General features: G+C 52.7%; 13 protein-coding genes and 1 riboswitch. Of the genes, 2 read left to right on the plus strand and 11 right to left on the minus strand.

The window, feature by feature from the left end; genetic code table 11:
• Positions 1 to 247: 247 nt before the first annotated feature.
• From WKI47_RS15550 to prfA, 11 genes are all read right to left on the minus strand, one after another.
• Positions 248 to 1,519, minus strand: coding sequence for an ABC transporter substrate-binding protein (locus WKI47_RS15550; protein ID WP_340228073.1), 1,272 nt, complete (start codon positions 1,517 to 1,519; stop codon positions 248 to 250).
• A 12-nt stretch (positions 1,520 to 1,531) separates the two neighbouring features.
• Positions 1,532 to 2,368 carry a carbohydrate ABC transporter permease gene (locus WKI47_RS15555; RefSeq protein WP_340228074.1) on the minus strand — a complete coding sequence of 279 codons (837 nt, stop codon included), beginning with the start codon at positions 2,366 to 2,368 and terminating at the stop codon, positions 1,532 to 1,534.
• A complete protein-coding gene (locus WKI47_RS15560; RefSeq protein ID WP_340228075.1) occupies positions 2,368 to 3,249 on the minus strand; it encodes a sugar ABC transporter permease in 882 nt (293 codons plus the stop codon). Before WKI47_RS15560 ends, WKI47_RS15555 begins: the two co-directional genes overlap by 1 nt.
• 365 nt (positions 3,250 to 3,614) lie before the next feature.
• Positions 3,615 to 4,862: a serine hydroxymethyltransferase gene (glyA, locus tag WKI47_RS15565; protein WP_340228076.1), complete on the minus strand. Its 1,248-nt coding sequence runs from the start codon at positions 4,860 to 4,862 to the stop codon at positions 3,615 to 3,617.
• A gap of 35 nt (positions 4,863 to 4,897) precedes the next feature.
• On the minus strand, positions 4,898 to 5,482 hold the full coding sequence (locus WKI47_RS15570) for a TIGR01440 family protein (RefSeq protein ID WP_340228077.1): 585 nt from the start codon (positions 5,480 to 5,482) through the stop codon (positions 4,898 to 4,900).
• 154 nt (positions 5,483 to 5,636) lie between these two features.
• A riboswitch (ZMP/ZTP riboswitch) is annotated at positions 5,637 to 5,719 on the minus strand.
• Between the two features lie 471 nt (positions 5,720 to 6,190).
• Positions 6,191 to 6,772: a low molecular weight protein arginine phosphatase gene (locus WKI47_RS15575; RefSeq protein ID WP_340228078.1), complete on the minus strand. Its 582-nt coding sequence runs from the start codon at positions 6,770 to 6,772 to the stop codon at positions 6,191 to 6,193.
• Between the two features lie 36 nt (positions 6,773 to 6,808).
• A complete protein-coding gene (locus WKI47_RS15580; protein WP_340228079.1) occupies positions 6,809 to 8,023 on the minus strand; it encodes an L-threonylcarbamoyladenylate synthase in 1,215 nt (404 codons plus the stop codon).
• 42 nt (positions 8,024 to 8,065) lie between these two features.
• The gene (locus tag WKI47_RS15585; protein WP_340228080.1) at positions 8,066 to 9,292 is read right to left on the minus strand and encodes an FtsW/RodA/SpoVE family cell cycle protein; all 1,227 of its coding nucleotides are present in this window, start codon (positions 9,290 to 9,292) and stop codon (positions 8,066 to 8,068) included.
• Positions 9,293 to 9,445: 153 nt separating this feature from the next.
• A complete protein-coding gene (locus WKI47_RS15590; protein WP_340228081.1) occupies positions 9,446 to 10,699 on the minus strand; it encodes an FtsW/RodA/SpoVE family cell cycle protein in 1,254 nt (417 codons plus the stop codon).
• 294 nt (positions 10,700 to 10,993) lie between these two features.
• Positions 10,994 to 11,905, minus strand: a complete 912-nt coding sequence (gene prmC / locus WKI47_RS15595) for a peptide chain release factor N(5)-glutamine methyltransferase (protein WP_340228082.1) — start codon at positions 11,903 to 11,905, stop codon at positions 10,994 to 10,996.
• Positions 11,906 to 11,930: 25 nt separating this feature from the next.
• Positions 11,931 to 13,001 carry a peptide chain release factor 1 gene (gene prfA / locus WKI47_RS15600; protein WP_340228083.1) on the minus strand — a complete coding sequence of 357 codons (1,071 nt, stop codon included), beginning with the start codon at positions 12,999 to 13,001 and terminating at the stop codon, positions 11,931 to 11,933.
• 395 nt (positions 13,002 to 13,396) lie between these two features.
• Here prfA and WKI47_RS15605 point away from each other — a divergent pair, with 395 nt between their 5' ends.
• Together WKI47_RS15605 and WKI47_RS15610 are read left to right on the plus strand one after the other, a co-directional pair.
• A complete protein-coding gene (locus tag WKI47_RS15605) occupies positions 13,397 to 14,260 on the plus strand; it encodes a response regulator (RefSeq protein WP_340228084.1) in 864 nt (287 codons plus the stop codon).
• A complete protein-coding gene (locus WKI47_RS15610; protein ID WP_340228085.1) occupies positions 14,251 to 14,712 on the plus strand; it encodes a chemotaxis protein CheX in 462 nt (153 codons plus the stop codon). Before WKI47_RS15605 ends, WKI47_RS15610 begins: the two co-directional genes overlap by 10 nt.
• The last annotated feature ends 100 nt before the right edge of the window (positions 14,713 to 14,812 follow it).

Genomic DNA, 14,812 nt, shown 5'->3' on the forward strand with positions numbered 1-14,812 from the left:
GCATTAAAAAAATAGATAAAAGAAAAAAAAGAGCAAAAATTTCTCTTGAATTCTCTGGAAAACAAATACTGGTTGATGTTGGAATCAAAATTTTATCAAAGTCAGAATGAATCTTAAAAAACCAACTGATGTAAATCAATCGGTTTTTTAAGATATTTCGTCTGTCTATAAAATATTTGATTAAATTGACTCATCAGTCTGAAAAAATTGTAACGTTTAAAAACACATTTAAAGCGATGCATTATATTTATCTGACCTTAAGATTATCGTACGAAGCCTGCATGTGATCGAGCAATTGTTCTCTCGTATCCCTTCCCGCGATATACGACTGCATCAAACTGGCATAATCCTGTGGCGTCCCGATCGGCAGCTGTTGGAAGTACCAATTAAGCGCTTTGCCGTCTGCGATATACGTGGTTAGGTCGCCGCCGAGCGGTCCGATATCTTCCGCCGCCGCTTCGATATTGTTGAACGCCGGAATGAATTGGAACTTCTCGGTCAGGAACTGCTGTCCTTCCGGCGTGCCCGCCATCCATTCCAGCAGTTCTTTCGCTTCGTCTTTGACCGGCGAATTTTTGTTGATGACCCAATAGGTCGGCACGCCCACGAACAGTTTGTCGTTGGCCTCGGCATCGTCGCTGATCGGCATCGGCATCATCCCTACGTTGAGATCGGGATTGATACCGTCGAGCGTCGGCTGTACCCAGTTGCCCTGCTGCGTCATCGCGGCCTGCCCGTTGGCGAACGTGGACATCTGCGTATTATAGTCGGTCGTCAGCGGGTTGGCATTGCCGTACTTGAGCGTCAGGTCGAGCAGGTCCAGCCAGCCGTCGAAAATTTCATTGCTCGCCATATCCGCGTTTCCTTCGTCCAGCGCCTGCATGAAGGCTTCCGGATCATCCTGGCGGGCAAACGGCACGTTCACGTTGTGGTTGCCGAGCACCCACCATTCCGCATAAGCGTTCACGAATGGCGTATAGCCGGCGTCCTGGATCTTTTTCGCGGCTTCTTCCAGTTCGGACAACGTTTTGGGAATCTCGGTCACGCCGGCTTCTTGGAAAATGTCTTTGTTATACAGAAAGCCGTACCCTTCGTAGTTCAGCGGAAAACCGTACAGCTTCCCGTCTGCGCTCATCGGGTCTTTGGCCACCTGCTCCATATTCTCCGTCCACGGTTGATCCGACAGGTCTTCCAGATATTCCAGCCACAGATCGCGTTCCTGGAACCCGCCGATCGTGAAGATGTCAGGTTGGGCACCGGCGGAAAAACGCGATTTCAGCGAAGCCGCATAATCCGTGCCGCCGCCGACCGATTGGATATTCAGCACGACGCCCGGATGCGAAGATTCGTACAGTTGTTTCATTTCCTGAAGCTGATCGGAGATTTCGACTTTCCCCTGATAAATGTTGATGACCTTTTGCCCCGATTCGCCTGCGCTGCCTCCCTGCGTGCAACCGGACAGCACGGTAGCGGCGGTCAGGATCAAGGCGGGCAGCAGCATAAGCTTTTTACCGAACATAGGTATTCCCCCTTACCCTTTCACGGCGCCCGCCGCAATGCCGGACACGATGTATTTTTGCATAGCCAGGAAAAAGATAATGACCGGAGCGATGCCAAGCACCAGTGCCGGAAGCGCCAAATCCCATTGCTTCGTATACTGACCGAACAGCATGTACGTCGCGATCGGAATCGTCTGCAAGCTTTCGCTGGTCAGCATAAGCGACGGCAGCAGGTAATCATTCCAGATCCACAGGGTGTTGAGGATAATGATCGTCACGTACATCGGGCGCATCATCGGATACACGATCCGGAAAAAGACGCCGTACGTGCCCGAACCGTCGACCCGCGCCGCCTGCTCGATTTCGAGCGGGATCGACTTCATGCTGCCGTGGAACAGGAATACCGAGAGCGGCGCGCCGAAGCCCAGATAAGCGATAATCAGACCGACCAAGCTGTCGCTGAGTCCGATCCGGCTCGTCACGTCCGTGAGCGGCAGCATGATGGATTGAAACGGAATGACCATCGCGGCCACGAACAGAGCGAGCAGCGCTTTGTTGAATTTCGTGTTATGACGCACCATCTGGTAAGCCGTCATCGAACTGAGCAGCACCAGCAGCACGTTACTGACAACGGTAATGATTAGCGAGTTTTTGAAAGCGGACGGGAAATTGATCGCTTCCCAGCCCGACTTGTAGTTTGCCCATTGAATCGTATTCGGCAACGCCGCCGCATCCGACAAAATTTCGCCGAATGTTTTCAGCGAGTTGGAGATTAGGAAGTAGAACGGAACCAGAAACAGCAGGCCGATCAGAATTAACACGATTTCGATAATCAACGTAGGGATACGGTATCTCGTCTCTTGTTCCATTATGCTTCAACCTCCCTGCTTTTGGTCGCCCGTACTTGAAGCGCCGTAATGATCGCCACGATAACGAAGAAGATCACGGCTTTGGCCGTACCCAATCCGAGTCGGCTGTTCGTGAACGCTTCGCGGTAGATGTCGAGCGCTACCGAACGGGTCGCGTTGAACGGTCCGCCGTTGGTTAAGGCTAGATTCAAATCGAACATTTTAAACGACCAGGAGATCGCCAGGAACAAGCATACGGTAACGGCAGGCATGATCAGCGGCACAATGATTTTCCACAAAATCTGGCTGCGGTTCGCTCCGTCAATCTCGGCCGATTCCAGCACATCTTTGGAGACATTGCCGAGGGACGCGATATAAATAACCATTAAATAACCGGCATACTGCCACACAAACACGATCACAATACCCCAAAACGCAGTCGGTTCGTCGCCCAGCCACGGTAGGTTGAAGAACGACCAGCCTGTCGCTTCCCCAATCGCCGCGAATCCGCGCACGAAGATGAACTGCCAGATAAAGCCGAGCAGCAGTCCTCCGATCATGTTAGGCATAAAAAAGACGGTGCGCAGGATGTTTTTGCTTTTCAACGGTTTGGTCAGGAAATACGCCAGGAAAAATCCAAGCAGGTTCGCACCGATGACGGCGATCACGGTGAACCTCACCGTAAACCAGAATGAATTCCGGAACTCGGGGTCCGACGTAAAAATATGTACGTAGTTGCTCAAGCCGACAAACTCGACGCTGGTCGATACGCCGTTCCAATTGGTCATCGAGTAGTAAACGCCGAGCAAGAACGGCACCAGGACGATTAATGTGAAAAAGATCGTCGTCGGGCCTACGAAAACGAGCTGCTGCGAAAGTTGCGAAAGTTTTTTGCGGCTCAACCGTATCCTCTCCCTCTGTTTTTGTATATACCTGAAAGATTAAAGCGATTGCAAAACGTAATGGTTATATACCCGATTTTGACTGCTGTCTGTCATCCATCCTGAAATTACCAGAAAAATCGAGAAAAGAGTCGCTTTCTTCTCAGGCTGTCGAGCAAGGTACGTTAGAGTTGTTCGGCACGTTCAATAGCAATTGCTTTATGATTTTGTTTTCTCGCGACAACAGCCGCATAAAGAATTTTTTGTACTGCTCAGAATTAACTAATAGGCATTATTTTCCGGACAACGCAAAAAAAGCCGTCTTAAAACCGATGTACGGTTTTAAGACAGCTTTATAAAGTCAGGTGCGTGATCGCAGAAACCTATTAGTATTGCAGGTTAGGATACAATGGGAAGCGGTCTGTCAGTTCTTTGACGTTTGCGCGTGCTTTATCCAGAACGGCTTCGTCCTTCGGTGCTTTCAGTACGGAAGCGATGATCTGTCCGATCGACTTCATTGCGTCCTGATCCATGCCGCGGGAAGTTGCTGCTGGCGTACCGAGACGGATACCGCTTGTGATGAACGGGCTTGTCGTATCGAACGGAATCGCGTTTTTGTTTACCGTGATGCCGACCGAGTCGAGGACATGCTCCGCTTCTTTGCCCGTGATGCCGACGCCGCGCGTATCGATCAGCATCAAATGGTTGTCCGTACCGCCGGATACGATGTTGATGCCTTCGCCGATCAGCGTGTCCGCCAAGACGCGGGCGTTGTCGATTACGTTCTGCGCGTACACTTTGAACGACGGATCAAGCGCTTCGCCGAAAGCAACGGCTTTCGAAGCGATCACGTGCATCAGAGGTCCGCCTTGCGTACCTGGGAACATCGCTTTGTCGATCGCTTGCGCCCAAGGCTTTTTACACAGGATCATGCCGCCGCGCGGCCCGCGAAGCGTCTTATGCGTCGTTGTTGTCACGAAGTGGGCATGGGGAACCGGCGACGGGTGCAGACCAGCGGCTACGAGGCCCGCGATATGCGCCATATCGACCATGAACAACGCGCCAACATCGTTTGCGATCGAAGCCAGCGCTTCGAAGTCGATCGTACGCGGATACGCGCTAGCGCCGGCAACGAGCATGCGAGGGCGGTGTTTGAAGGCCGCTTTGCGTACGTCGTCGTAGTCGATACGGAAGTTGTCTTCGCGTACGCCGTAAGCCACGAAGTTGTACAGGATACCCGAAGCGTTAACCGGGCTGCCGTGCGTCAAGTGACCACCGTGTGCCAGGTTCATGCCCAGAACGGTATCGCCTGCTTTCAATGCTGCCAAGTAGACACCCAGGTTGGCTTGCGCGCCGGAGTGAGGCTGTACGTTGACATGTTCCGCGCCGAACAGTTCTTTTGCACGGTCGCGCGCCAGATCTTCGACGATATCGACATGCTCGCAGCCGCCGTAGTAGCGTTTGCCCGGATAGCCTTCGGCATATTTATTCGTCAGCACCGAGCCCATTGCTTCGATCACCGCTTCGCTGACGATGTTCTCGGATGCGATCAGCTCGATGTTGGCTTTTTGACGGTCCAGTTCCAGTCCCATTGCTTTCAGTACGGCCGGGTCGCTTTTTCTCAAGTTTTCCATGTTAACGTATTCCTCCCTGGGTTTAAAAAATGTCGTCACTCGCAAAAGGTCGAATCTTCATTTTCCGCCAAACGGTAGACCGCGCGTTCCCCACCGATCAGTGGAGGGCGGGTCAATGCGGCGTTCACTCGGGCTTCGCCGATCTGCCTCACCGACAATCGCAGCGGAACCGCTACCCGTCGCAGGTGCATTCCGATCAGCGTCTCCCCGATATCCAGACCTGCATGGGCTTCGATACTCTCGGCCAGAGCAGGCTCCTTCATATCGCGATACGCTGCGGAAGCCATCGAGCCGCCTGCTTTGGGCACCGGCACAGCCGATACTTCACGCAAGCCAAGTCGCTCCAGCACCGAACGTTCGACCACCAGCGCACGATTGAGATGCTCGCAACATTGGTACGCTACATCGAAGCCAAACTCTTGCTGAACCTCGCGGATACCCGCAAGCAGCGATTGGGCGACTTCGAGCGCTCCCGAAGTGCCGATCCGCTGGCCTGCAACCTCGCTTGTGCTGGTGCCGATCACCAGAACCTTTCCCGGCTTCAGCCCAGCAGTTTCCGCCAATTCACGTACCGCAAGCGTTACCTGAAGGCGAATCGAATTCTCGTGTTTCTGTTCCATCTCCGTCACTCCTTCGCTAATGCCGTTAAGGCTTTCCTCTAACGATCATAACGCCGAAATCGCTCAAAGGAAAGCGAGAAGGCGGGACGGAACCTGGATACATCCTGCCAAAAAAACAAAAAGAGCGACTGCGCGCGTAAAAACGCACGAAGCTGCTCTTTGCCCAGGCGACCGGCCGATTACTCCGGTGCTCCATCGTGGTTGAACCCACACTCGTCGCCAGTTACACCGGATCTGCAATTTCCCCTCCATCATAAGACAACAAAGGGTAAAAATCAACTTAAATTCGTGCGAAATACGGACAAACCATGAGAAGCATTTCACAGACGTTCGGTAATAAAGCAAAAGCTCAGCTCGGCTCGGCTCAGCTAACGGACTCTATGTCCCTTATAAGCACAAATCAACCCTATCCGCGATTTTAACGGATCGTATTGCCATTAGACTCTCATTTCCCTACTTTTTTCGCCAAAATCAGGCCAACTTCTGATCTAAGCGTCACCTCGATCCGTTAAAAATCCAAACTCCTTCCAAATGACCGCTAAGCGTCGCCTTGATCCGTTACAATTTTCAACAGTCCCGTTTTGTTCGATTCTTTTTTCCGTACATAAAAAAACCGTCTTACCGAAAAAGGCGGACGGTTTTGTAACTAACGGTTTGGTATCTATAACAAGCACCGCGTATTTCCTTTTCGTTAACGCTCTCGCCTACTCAGGAACTGCGTTCCAATTTCTCCAGCAGTCGATCGAGCGCTGTCCGAATCTCGGCTGCCGTCGCTTCGTAATCATCTCGCGAACCGCCGAACGGATCGGAGATATCGAAGATCGGAATACGCTGGCGCAACTCGATCATCCGTTGGCGCACGGTTGAATCAACGGCTTCTCCAAGCGCACGCGACAACTCGGCCGATGCCGTTAAACTATCCAACTCTTCCAGATCGGCCAGTACCTCCGGATCATTTTCCACGTATTCCTTCAAGGTGTAGACACGTTCGAACGTCTCGGGAAAGTACCGCAGCACATGGCTTTTATGCGATCCGGTCAGGGTAAGGATCAAATCGGCCCACTCTACCAACTCCCGATCCAACGGCGAAGAGGTCAGACGATCATTAATACTGTGGTCGCGCAAGACGCCCTCCGCATGGCGGGAGATCGGCACGCCCCACGATGCAGCCACGCCAGCCGAACGAACATCCAGCTCTACGCCGCGCTCCCGCGCCATCTGACGCAGCAAACCTTCAGCCATCGGACTGCGACAAGTGTTACCCGTGCATACGAATAAAATATGTTTCAAGCGAACCGTCTCCTTTGCGCAAAAGTGTCATTCCTATCAAACCCGATGAATCCGTCCGCCAGCGGCTTTGCTCATCCGATTCATGATCGCCAAGCCGATGCCGTCTTCCGAGCAGCCTTCAGCCAGCATATACGTCGTTTTTTGTTCATCGAATTGCCGCAACGCCGCGTATAACCGGGAGGCGGCTTCGCGCAGATCGTGTTTGCTGCCCAGAGACAGCGCGACGTCGGACAACTCCTTATAAAAAGCCAAATGCTCATCGAAGGCCAGCACGCCCGTCTTCTCCCCGCGCATGCGAGCAGCAACAAGGCGTTCACGGATTTCCGTTTCGACCCGCTGATCCGAACCGATCACAACTTCAAGCTGTCCGCTCGGCGCGTAATGCGTATATTTCATCCCTGGCGAGCGAGGCGCTTCATTCGTCGCGGCGGCTTCCTTAGCCTCGTCAACAAGCCTGTTGCTGTGATCAGCCTGAGGCAATCCCGCTTGGATCGGCGATAACTCCGCAGCTTCTCCCGTACCCATAGCCGCTTCCGGATCGATATCCGCTCCATGGTCGGCGGACACTTGGTTTACCGGAGCCTCAAGTACCTGACTCAGTTCAGCAACCGAAATGCCGCCCGGTCGAAGCACCGTCGCACCGCCGTAGGCATCGGTTCGCACCACAGTCGATTCAACGCCGACTCCTGCCGGGCCCCCATCTACGATGCCGTCGATACGACCATTCAGATCCTCCCAGACATGAGAAGCAAGCGTAGGACTCGGACGGCCCGAACGATTGGCGCTGGGTGCCGCAAGCGGACAACCGGAAGCGCGGATCAATTCCAGAGCGACCGGATGATCCGGCATGCGGACCGCGACCGTATCCAGCCCCGCCGTGACTTTGGGAGACAAAGCCCCCGGACGAACGGGCAGAACCAAAGTCAGCGGTCCCGGCCAAAAAGCAGCCATCAACTTCTCGTCCGCTTCGGACACGTCCTCTACGAACGCGTCCAACTCCGACCGATCAGCGATATGCACGATTAACGGGTTGTCCGAAGGGCGGCCTTTGGCTTCGAAGATACCCGCTACAGCGTCGGTGTTTCGGGCATCGGCGCCTAGCCCGTAGACGGTTTCGGTTGGAAAAGCGACGAGTTTGCCATTGGCGAGCAGAGCAGCAGCGGCGCTTAATGGCTCTACGTACCGCGACTCATTGTTCCTCGTGGAACTTAAATGGTCGACTTCCCACTTTAAAGTACGCTTGTTAGACATTCCGCCTTCTTTCATAACGTTATCCTTTCTCCATTCGTCAAATCAAAACTTCAAATACGGTATTTTCAATTTCCGTTTTTGCTTTTTATCTTCCTCTTCCAGATGATCCGTACGCAATATGTTGTCGGTTTTCTGACGTGCTTTATTCGAAAGGTGAATACTCATAACCACGCCCATGCAGGCCATATTAATGAGCAAAGAGGTCCCGCCGTAACTGATAAAAGGAAGCGTGATCCCGGTCAGCGGCATAAGTCCCATAAACATCCCGATGTTTTCGAATATTTGATACATCAGCATCGCTACGATGCCGACAATGATATACGGACCCGCTCTTTCCCGGCATTCCAAAGCGATCAATATCATTCGGTGAATTAAAATGAAATACATCAGCAATAGAACGGCCATCCCTACGAAGCCGAATTCTTCCGCCACCACGGTAACGACGGAGTCGGCGTAGGTATAAGGAACTCTCGAAGACAACTCGCCTTTCATGTATCCCGTGCCGAGCATGCCCCCGTTGCCTATGGCAAGCTGCGCTTTTTCGATCTGATACATCGCTTTATCGCTGGCTTCTTCGGGAAGCAGCCAGGCGTCGATCCGTTCCAGCCAATGAGCGCGACCCGCTTTTTCCACGAACTCCGAAATAGGGGCATGATACGTTTTATACGTGTGGATTCCGCCGATCAGCATGGCCGTAGCAAGCACGAAAAAAATCAGCGCGTGCGTATACTTAATATTGCCGATCCACAAAAGACCAGCTACGATCACCAGATAACAAAGCGCGTTGCCCAAGTCGTTTTGCAGCATGACCAGACCGAAAGGAATCAAAACGATCGAAGCGGTCGGCACCACGTCTTTCCAAAACAGCAGCTTATCATTTTGCTTGCGCGCCAGATAGGCGGACAGGCTGACAATCAAAACCAGTTTGAAAACTTCCGCCGGTTGAAGACTGATTCCCGCGATGCTTACCCAACCGTCGGCATTGTTCAGCGTCATTCTGAGCGGCGTCCAAACCAACAAAAGCACGCCCAGACCGAACACGTAAATGTAAACCGCATATTTGATCAGCAGTTGATACGGAATAGCCGCAACCGCGAAAAAACCGACGAAGCCGAGAATATAGTAAGCGACCATGTTTTTGACGGAAGCCGATATATTGGTATTCGTACTGTTCGTTATCGCGCTATTCAAGACCGGAATACAAATCCCCATAAAAATAAGCAAAATAATCACAAGCGTCCAGTCGATATTTTTGATCTTGCCCAGCATCGCCGCAGCCTCCCGCAACACGCGCCGCTTAGTTCCCGTCACGTGTCGGTTGATTTCAAAACGAACTTTCGCTTTGTCGTCGTACGCTTTCTTCGCAATCCCTCAATATCCGATCATATCGTCCCCTCAGCCTCTTTCGCCCGGTTAGACGGTCTAAGCCTTTTTCGATCTTCCCATTCTCGATAGCGCCCCGCGAATCGCTTGGATTCCGCCGTCGTCGACCTTCGAGCCTTTGACGTCCGCGAACTCGTCTCGTACGAGGTCTTCCTTGGTGCACGCCCGAATGCTCATGACCACGCCGATACTCGCCATATTGATCAGCAGCGACGTACCCCCGTAACTGATAAAGGGCAGCGTGATCCCCGTCAGCGGCATCAAGCCGATAAACATGCCGATATTTTCGAAAATCTGGTACATAAACATCGCCACGATCCCCACGATTATATAGGACCCGACCCTGTCTTTGCATTCCAGCGCAATCACGATCATCCGATGAATCATAATGAAGTACAGCACCAGCAGGAATGAAATCCCCACAAAGCCGAACTCCTCGCCGATTACGACGATAATCGAATCCGAATACGTATACGGAACGAGCGAACCTGTCGGATTTTGTACCATATCGCCCTGCATATAGCCCTGACCCGTCATGCCTCCGCCCGCGATCGCGTATTTACCGTTTTTGGTCTGCCACGAAGCGTCCCGGCTGGCTTCGTCCGGCATCAGCCACGGATCGATCCGATCCAACCAGTGGGCGCGTCCGAGCGTGTTGGTCATAAAGTCGGAGACCTGATCGTGATACGTGATATACGCTTTGATTCCGCCGAACAGCAACCCTGCCCCCAACACGAAAATAATCAAAGCATGCGTGAATTTCAGATTGCCGATCCACAGCAGACCGAGCAGAATCAACACATAACTCAGCGCGTTGCCGAGGTCATTTTGCACCATAACGACAGCGAACGGGATAAAAGCGACGATGCCGATCGGAATCACGTCCGCGAAAAAGCCCAGTTTTTCTTTGTTTCGTTTGGCTAAAAGGGACGCGATCGCAATAACCAGCGCCAGCTTGAACAGTTCCGCCGGCTGCATGCCGATCGGTCCGAGCTTCAGCCAGCCTTGCGCGCCGTTTTGCGTCTGGCCGAGCGGCGTCAGCGTCAGCAGCAAAAGCAGCATACCCCCGCCGTACACGATCCAGAAATACTTCACGTACAAGCGGTAGTCAACAAGAGTCATGAAAAAGATAACGCCAAAACCGAGAACGTAATAAAAAATCATCTGCGTGTCCAGGCCCCTGAATCGGTCGCTCGTCGCAACGGCACTATGCACGAGAGGAATGCAAATTCCCATCATGCACAGCAAAACGATAATCAGGGTCCAGTCAATATGTTTCCATTTGGTCAACATGCGGTATGGTTCCTCCGAAAAGCCTGTTCAAGGCCAATTATTCCCTCTTGCAGCATCAAGGCGAACGGGTTCCCGTCTCCGCCTCAGCAATGCTGCGATTAGCCTTGCGAACCGCGTCGCGGTCCTTTCAGCTTTTCTCTCTATGCGTCTTTCTATTGTAGGCGATAAAGCCCCTGCTTGTCATGTGGACGGCTTAGCGCACAGTTCTCCCTGCACATGATACAAAAAAGCGGGAAGCGCTGCGGCCCTGCCGCCCCTGCTTCCCGCCCGCGCGGCCTTTTCATGCGTGTAGATTCAGACAATCCCAATCACATGCCTGCCAATGCCCGCCAGATCGAACACCGTTTCCACGGTGCTCCAGCTTCCGCGTTCCCGCAGCATATCGGCTACAGCGTCGGCTTGGCCCATGCCCAGCTCGAACGCGATCAGCTTCGGATCATGGGCCAGCAGATCAAGCTGCTTCATCATTTCCCGGTACGGCCAAAGCCCGTCCGGCCCGCCGTCCAGCGCTCCGCGAGGCTCGAAATCCCGGACTTCCGGTTGCAGCTCCTCGATATCGGCAGCCGGAATATAGGGAGGATTCGAGACTAGGATATCAAACGCTTTTCCCGCGAAAGGTTCCAGCAAACTGCCTTCGCCGAAGGCCACGTCCGCGCCGAGCCACTGGGCATTACGCTGGGCAACGCTCAAAGCTCCCGGCGAGATATCGCTGGCCGTCACCTGAAGTTCCGGCCGCAGCAGCTTCAAGCTGACCGCGATCGCCCCACTGCCGGTCCCCACGTCAAGCACCGAAGCCGTTCCTTCCGGCCACAATGTTTTGGCACGTGTCACCACCGCTTCGACCAGCAGTTCCGTTTCCGGTCTCGGGATCAGCACATCCGGCGTCACCTCGAACAGAAAACCGTAAAACTCTTGGTCGCCCAAAATGTACTGCGCCGGTTCGCCGTCGCCTTTGCGCGTAATCGCGTTCTCCCAGCGTTCCACATCCGCATGTTCGTACGGAAAAGGATCTCGCAGCGCCATCACGTATTCCGCACCCGACATGCCGAGAATTTCTTTCAGCAGCAGCCGTGTATTTTCATCCGCTTCTTCTACGCCCCGTTCCCGCAAAAAAGAGGAAGCCTCCGCAAAGGCTTCCCGGAGCGTCAGGCCATCGCGCAATTGAAAGCCGCTCCGGCCTGAACGTGCTCGATTCAATGGATTCATGTTCGAATGATCTGAATTCAACGAATTAAATACTTTTCTCGTCGATCAGATCAGTCTGTTCGGCGATCGTGAGCGCGGATACGATCTCCTGAATATCACCGTTCATGATTTGATCCAGTTTGTGCATAGTCAGACCGATGCGGTGGTCAGTCACGCGACTTTGCGGGAAGTTGTAGGTACGGATACGCTCGCTGCGATCACCCGTGCCGACTTTGCTTTTACGCTCGCCGGCATACTTCGCTTCTTCTTCTTGACGCATCACGTCATAGATACGCGAACGAAGCACCTGAAGCGCTTTTTCCTTATTCGAGTTCTGCGATTTGCCGTCCTGGCAAGTCGCCACGATGCCGGTCGGAACGTGCGTGACACGTACGGCCGACTTGGTTGTATTAACGGACTGTCCGCCTGCTCCGCTGGAACAGAACGTGTCCACGCGAATGTCTTTGTCGCTGATCACGATATCCACTTCTTCGACTTCCGGCAGCACCGCTACCGTCGAGGTCGACGTATGGATACGGCCACCCGATTCCGTCGCCGGAATTCGCTGTACGCGGTGTGCGCCGCTTTCGTATTTCATTTTGCTGTACGCGCCGCGGCCGTTGATCATGAAAATGACTTCTTTGAATCCGCCCAGGTCGCTTTCGTTCACGTCCATCAGCTCGACTTTCCAGCCTTGCGTATCCGCGTAACGGCTGTACATCCGGTACAAGTCCGCCGCGAACAATGCCGCTTCGTCGCCGCCGGCCGCGCCGCGGATTTCGACGATTACGTTTTTGTCGTCGTTCGGATCTTTCGGCAGCAGAACGATCCGGATGATTTCTTCCAGTTCGTTTTTGCGCGCGGACAATTCGTCGATTTCCATTTTGACCATTTCGCGCATGTCGTCGTCGAGCTTTTCGCCTTGCATTTCTTTTGCCGCGTCAAGGTCTTCCACAACGCGTTTGTATTCCGTATACGCTTCGTAAGCCGGTTGCAGATCAGACTGCTCTTTGGAGTAGTCGCGCAGCTTTTTCGAATCGCTTGCCACGTCAGGGTCGCACAGCAGCTCGCTTAGTTTGTCGTAACGGTCAACCAGTGCCTGTAATTTATCCAACAAGGCCGATCACCTCTTTATATGATTTAGGTTTGAATGTTAAATGGATTGTAGGTTCGGTATGCAAGGGTGTACGTGTCGGTCCCCGCTATAAATGCACGCCTATGAACATCATGATGGATGCCTCCCTTTCCACGATTCGTGGAGAAGAAAAAATATAAAAGAAATAGCCGTTCGTATCGGTGTACGACGACTCTTAATTATAGCACAGACCTACAGAATTTCCTATGGAAACTTCTTGTCGAATCTTTGATTTTCTTCTTACATTTAGCGCGATATTTGTCGATATTAGTTACAATACACCGACCTCGACGCAGCATCGCTCACCGGCTGCCGGACGACGGCGTAAGACACTTTCCCCGAAGCAAAATGTACAGCACGAGAAAGGACGGGATTTTATGTCAGCAACAAGAGTCGTGATTGTGGATGATTCGCCGTTTTCTATAGCCGTGATTCGAAATATTTTGGAAGACAACGGATTCGAAGTCGTGGGCGATGCCGGAACGTTGGAAGAAGTTAACGAAGTCATCGCCGCCACGCAACCCGATCTGGTGACGATGGATATGACTTTGCCCGGCACCGACGGATTGGAATGCACGCGCGCCGTCCATGCGATCAACCCGAATATCAAAGTCATCGTGATCAGCTCCATGATGGACGACGAAATCCTCAAAGAAGCCAGAGACAACCATGTATCCGGCTACATTCAAAAACCGGTCGACGCCGACGAACTGCTCAGCGCGATTCAAAAAGCCGTCGCGTTCGAAGAAATTTTCACCGAACTGGAAGACGAGTATGTCGAAGTGTTCAAAGAAAGCCTGAAAGACGGACTCAACCGGATGACCAAGACCCTGCTGACTTACAAAAGCGAATACGAACTGGATACCGATTTCGAATCCCGCGGCATCGCGGTGATCGTCGGCATCATCGGCAAATTCTCCGGCAGACTCATGATCGATTTGAGCAAAGAAACCGCTCACGCGCTCGTGGCTGCCATGATGAGAAAAGAACCTGCCAATCTCAACGAAGTCACGGCCGCGCTTGCGGAATATACCAATATTGTAGCGGGCAATGCCTGCTCGATCCTGAACAAGAAAAACAAATCGTTCGGCCTGCGTCTGGCTCCTCCGTCGATCATGCACGGAGAGCGTATGCTCATCTCGCAAGCGCCTTTCAAAACCATAAGTGCCGTCGGAGACACCGATTACGGTGAAGTGCTTCTTAACGTCGGCTTCAAAAGAGGTGAGGACAAATGGACGTAGCACACGTTAACCCGTTTATTGAATCGTTCCTGAAAGTGATGCCGCAACTCGGTTTCGCCGAAGCCCGCAAAGGCGGATTGGGCGTAAAAGGACAGGATCTCACCTGCTCCGGCATCATCATTCTGGTCGGAATCGTCGGTTCGCTGAAAGGCAACGTCGTGTACCGAATCGATACGGAACATGCCAAAAAAATCGCTTCGACCATGATGATGGGTATGCCGGTCGAAGAATTGGACGATATGGCGCGCAGCGCGCTCTCTGAATTGTCCAATATGTTGACCGCTACGGCGGCGACGGAATTCGCGGGCTTGGGGATCAGCATCGATATCTCGACGCCGACTCTGCTCTCTGGCGACAATATCTCGGTCAAAATGAGTTCCAAGCAAGTCTTGAGCGTGGAGCTTTTGGCTAACGATACGCCGGTCGAAGTATTGATCTCATTCGAGAATTGATTGGGTTTCTTTTAAAAGGCTTCGCAAAGCCGCTTTCGTCTTCCATGACGCGAGCGGCTTTTTATTTTACAAACAAATATCTATAGCGTTTGTCATTTGA

It is taken from the genome of Saccharibacillus sacchari, assembly GCF_037722395.1.
Classification (GTDB): Bacteria; Bacillota; Bacilli; order Paenibacillales; family Paenibacillaceae; genus Saccharibacillus; species Saccharibacillus sacchari_A.

Bases quoted from the DNA above. Each gene is read 5' to 3' on its own strand.
- WKI47_RS15605 (WP_340228084.1), top strand. From the start codon at position 13,397: ATGTCAGCAACAAGAGTCGTGATTGTGGATGATTCGCCGTTTTCTATA.
- WKI47_RS15585 (WP_340228080.1), bottom strand. From the start codon at position 9,292: ATGCTGGGCAAGATCAAAAATATCGACTGGACGCTTGTGATTATTTTG.
- prmC (WP_340228082.1), bottom strand. From the start codon at position 11,905: ATGAATCCATTGAATCGAGCACGTTCAGGCCGGAGCGGCTTTCAATTG.
- glyA (WP_340228076.1), bottom strand. From the start codon at position 4,862: ATGGAAAACTTGAGAAAAAGCGACCCGGCCGTACTGAAAGCAATGGGA.
- WKI47_RS15590 (WP_340228081.1), bottom strand. From the start codon at position 10,699: ATGTTGACCAAATGGAAACATATTGACTGGACCCTGATTATCGTTTTG.
- WKI47_RS15610 (WP_340228085.1), top strand. From the start codon at position 14,251: ATGGACGTAGCACACGTTAACCCGTTTATTGAATCGTTCCTGAAAGTG.
- WKI47_RS15570 (WP_340228077.1), bottom strand. From the start codon at position 5,482: ATGGAACAGAAACACGAGAATTCGATTCGCCTTCAGGTAACGCTTGCG.
- WKI47_RS15555 (WP_340228074.1), bottom strand. From the start codon at position 2,368: ATGGAACAAGAGACGAGATACCGTATCCCTACGTTGATTATCGAAATC.
- WKI47_RS15550 (WP_340228073.1), bottom strand. From the start codon at position 1,519: ATGTTCGGTAAAAAGCTTATGCTGCTGCCCGCCTTGATCCTGACCGCC.
- WKI47_RS15580 (WP_340228079.1), bottom strand. From the start codon at position 8,023: ATGTCTAACAAGCGTACTTTAAAGTGGGAAGTCGACCATTTAAGTTCC.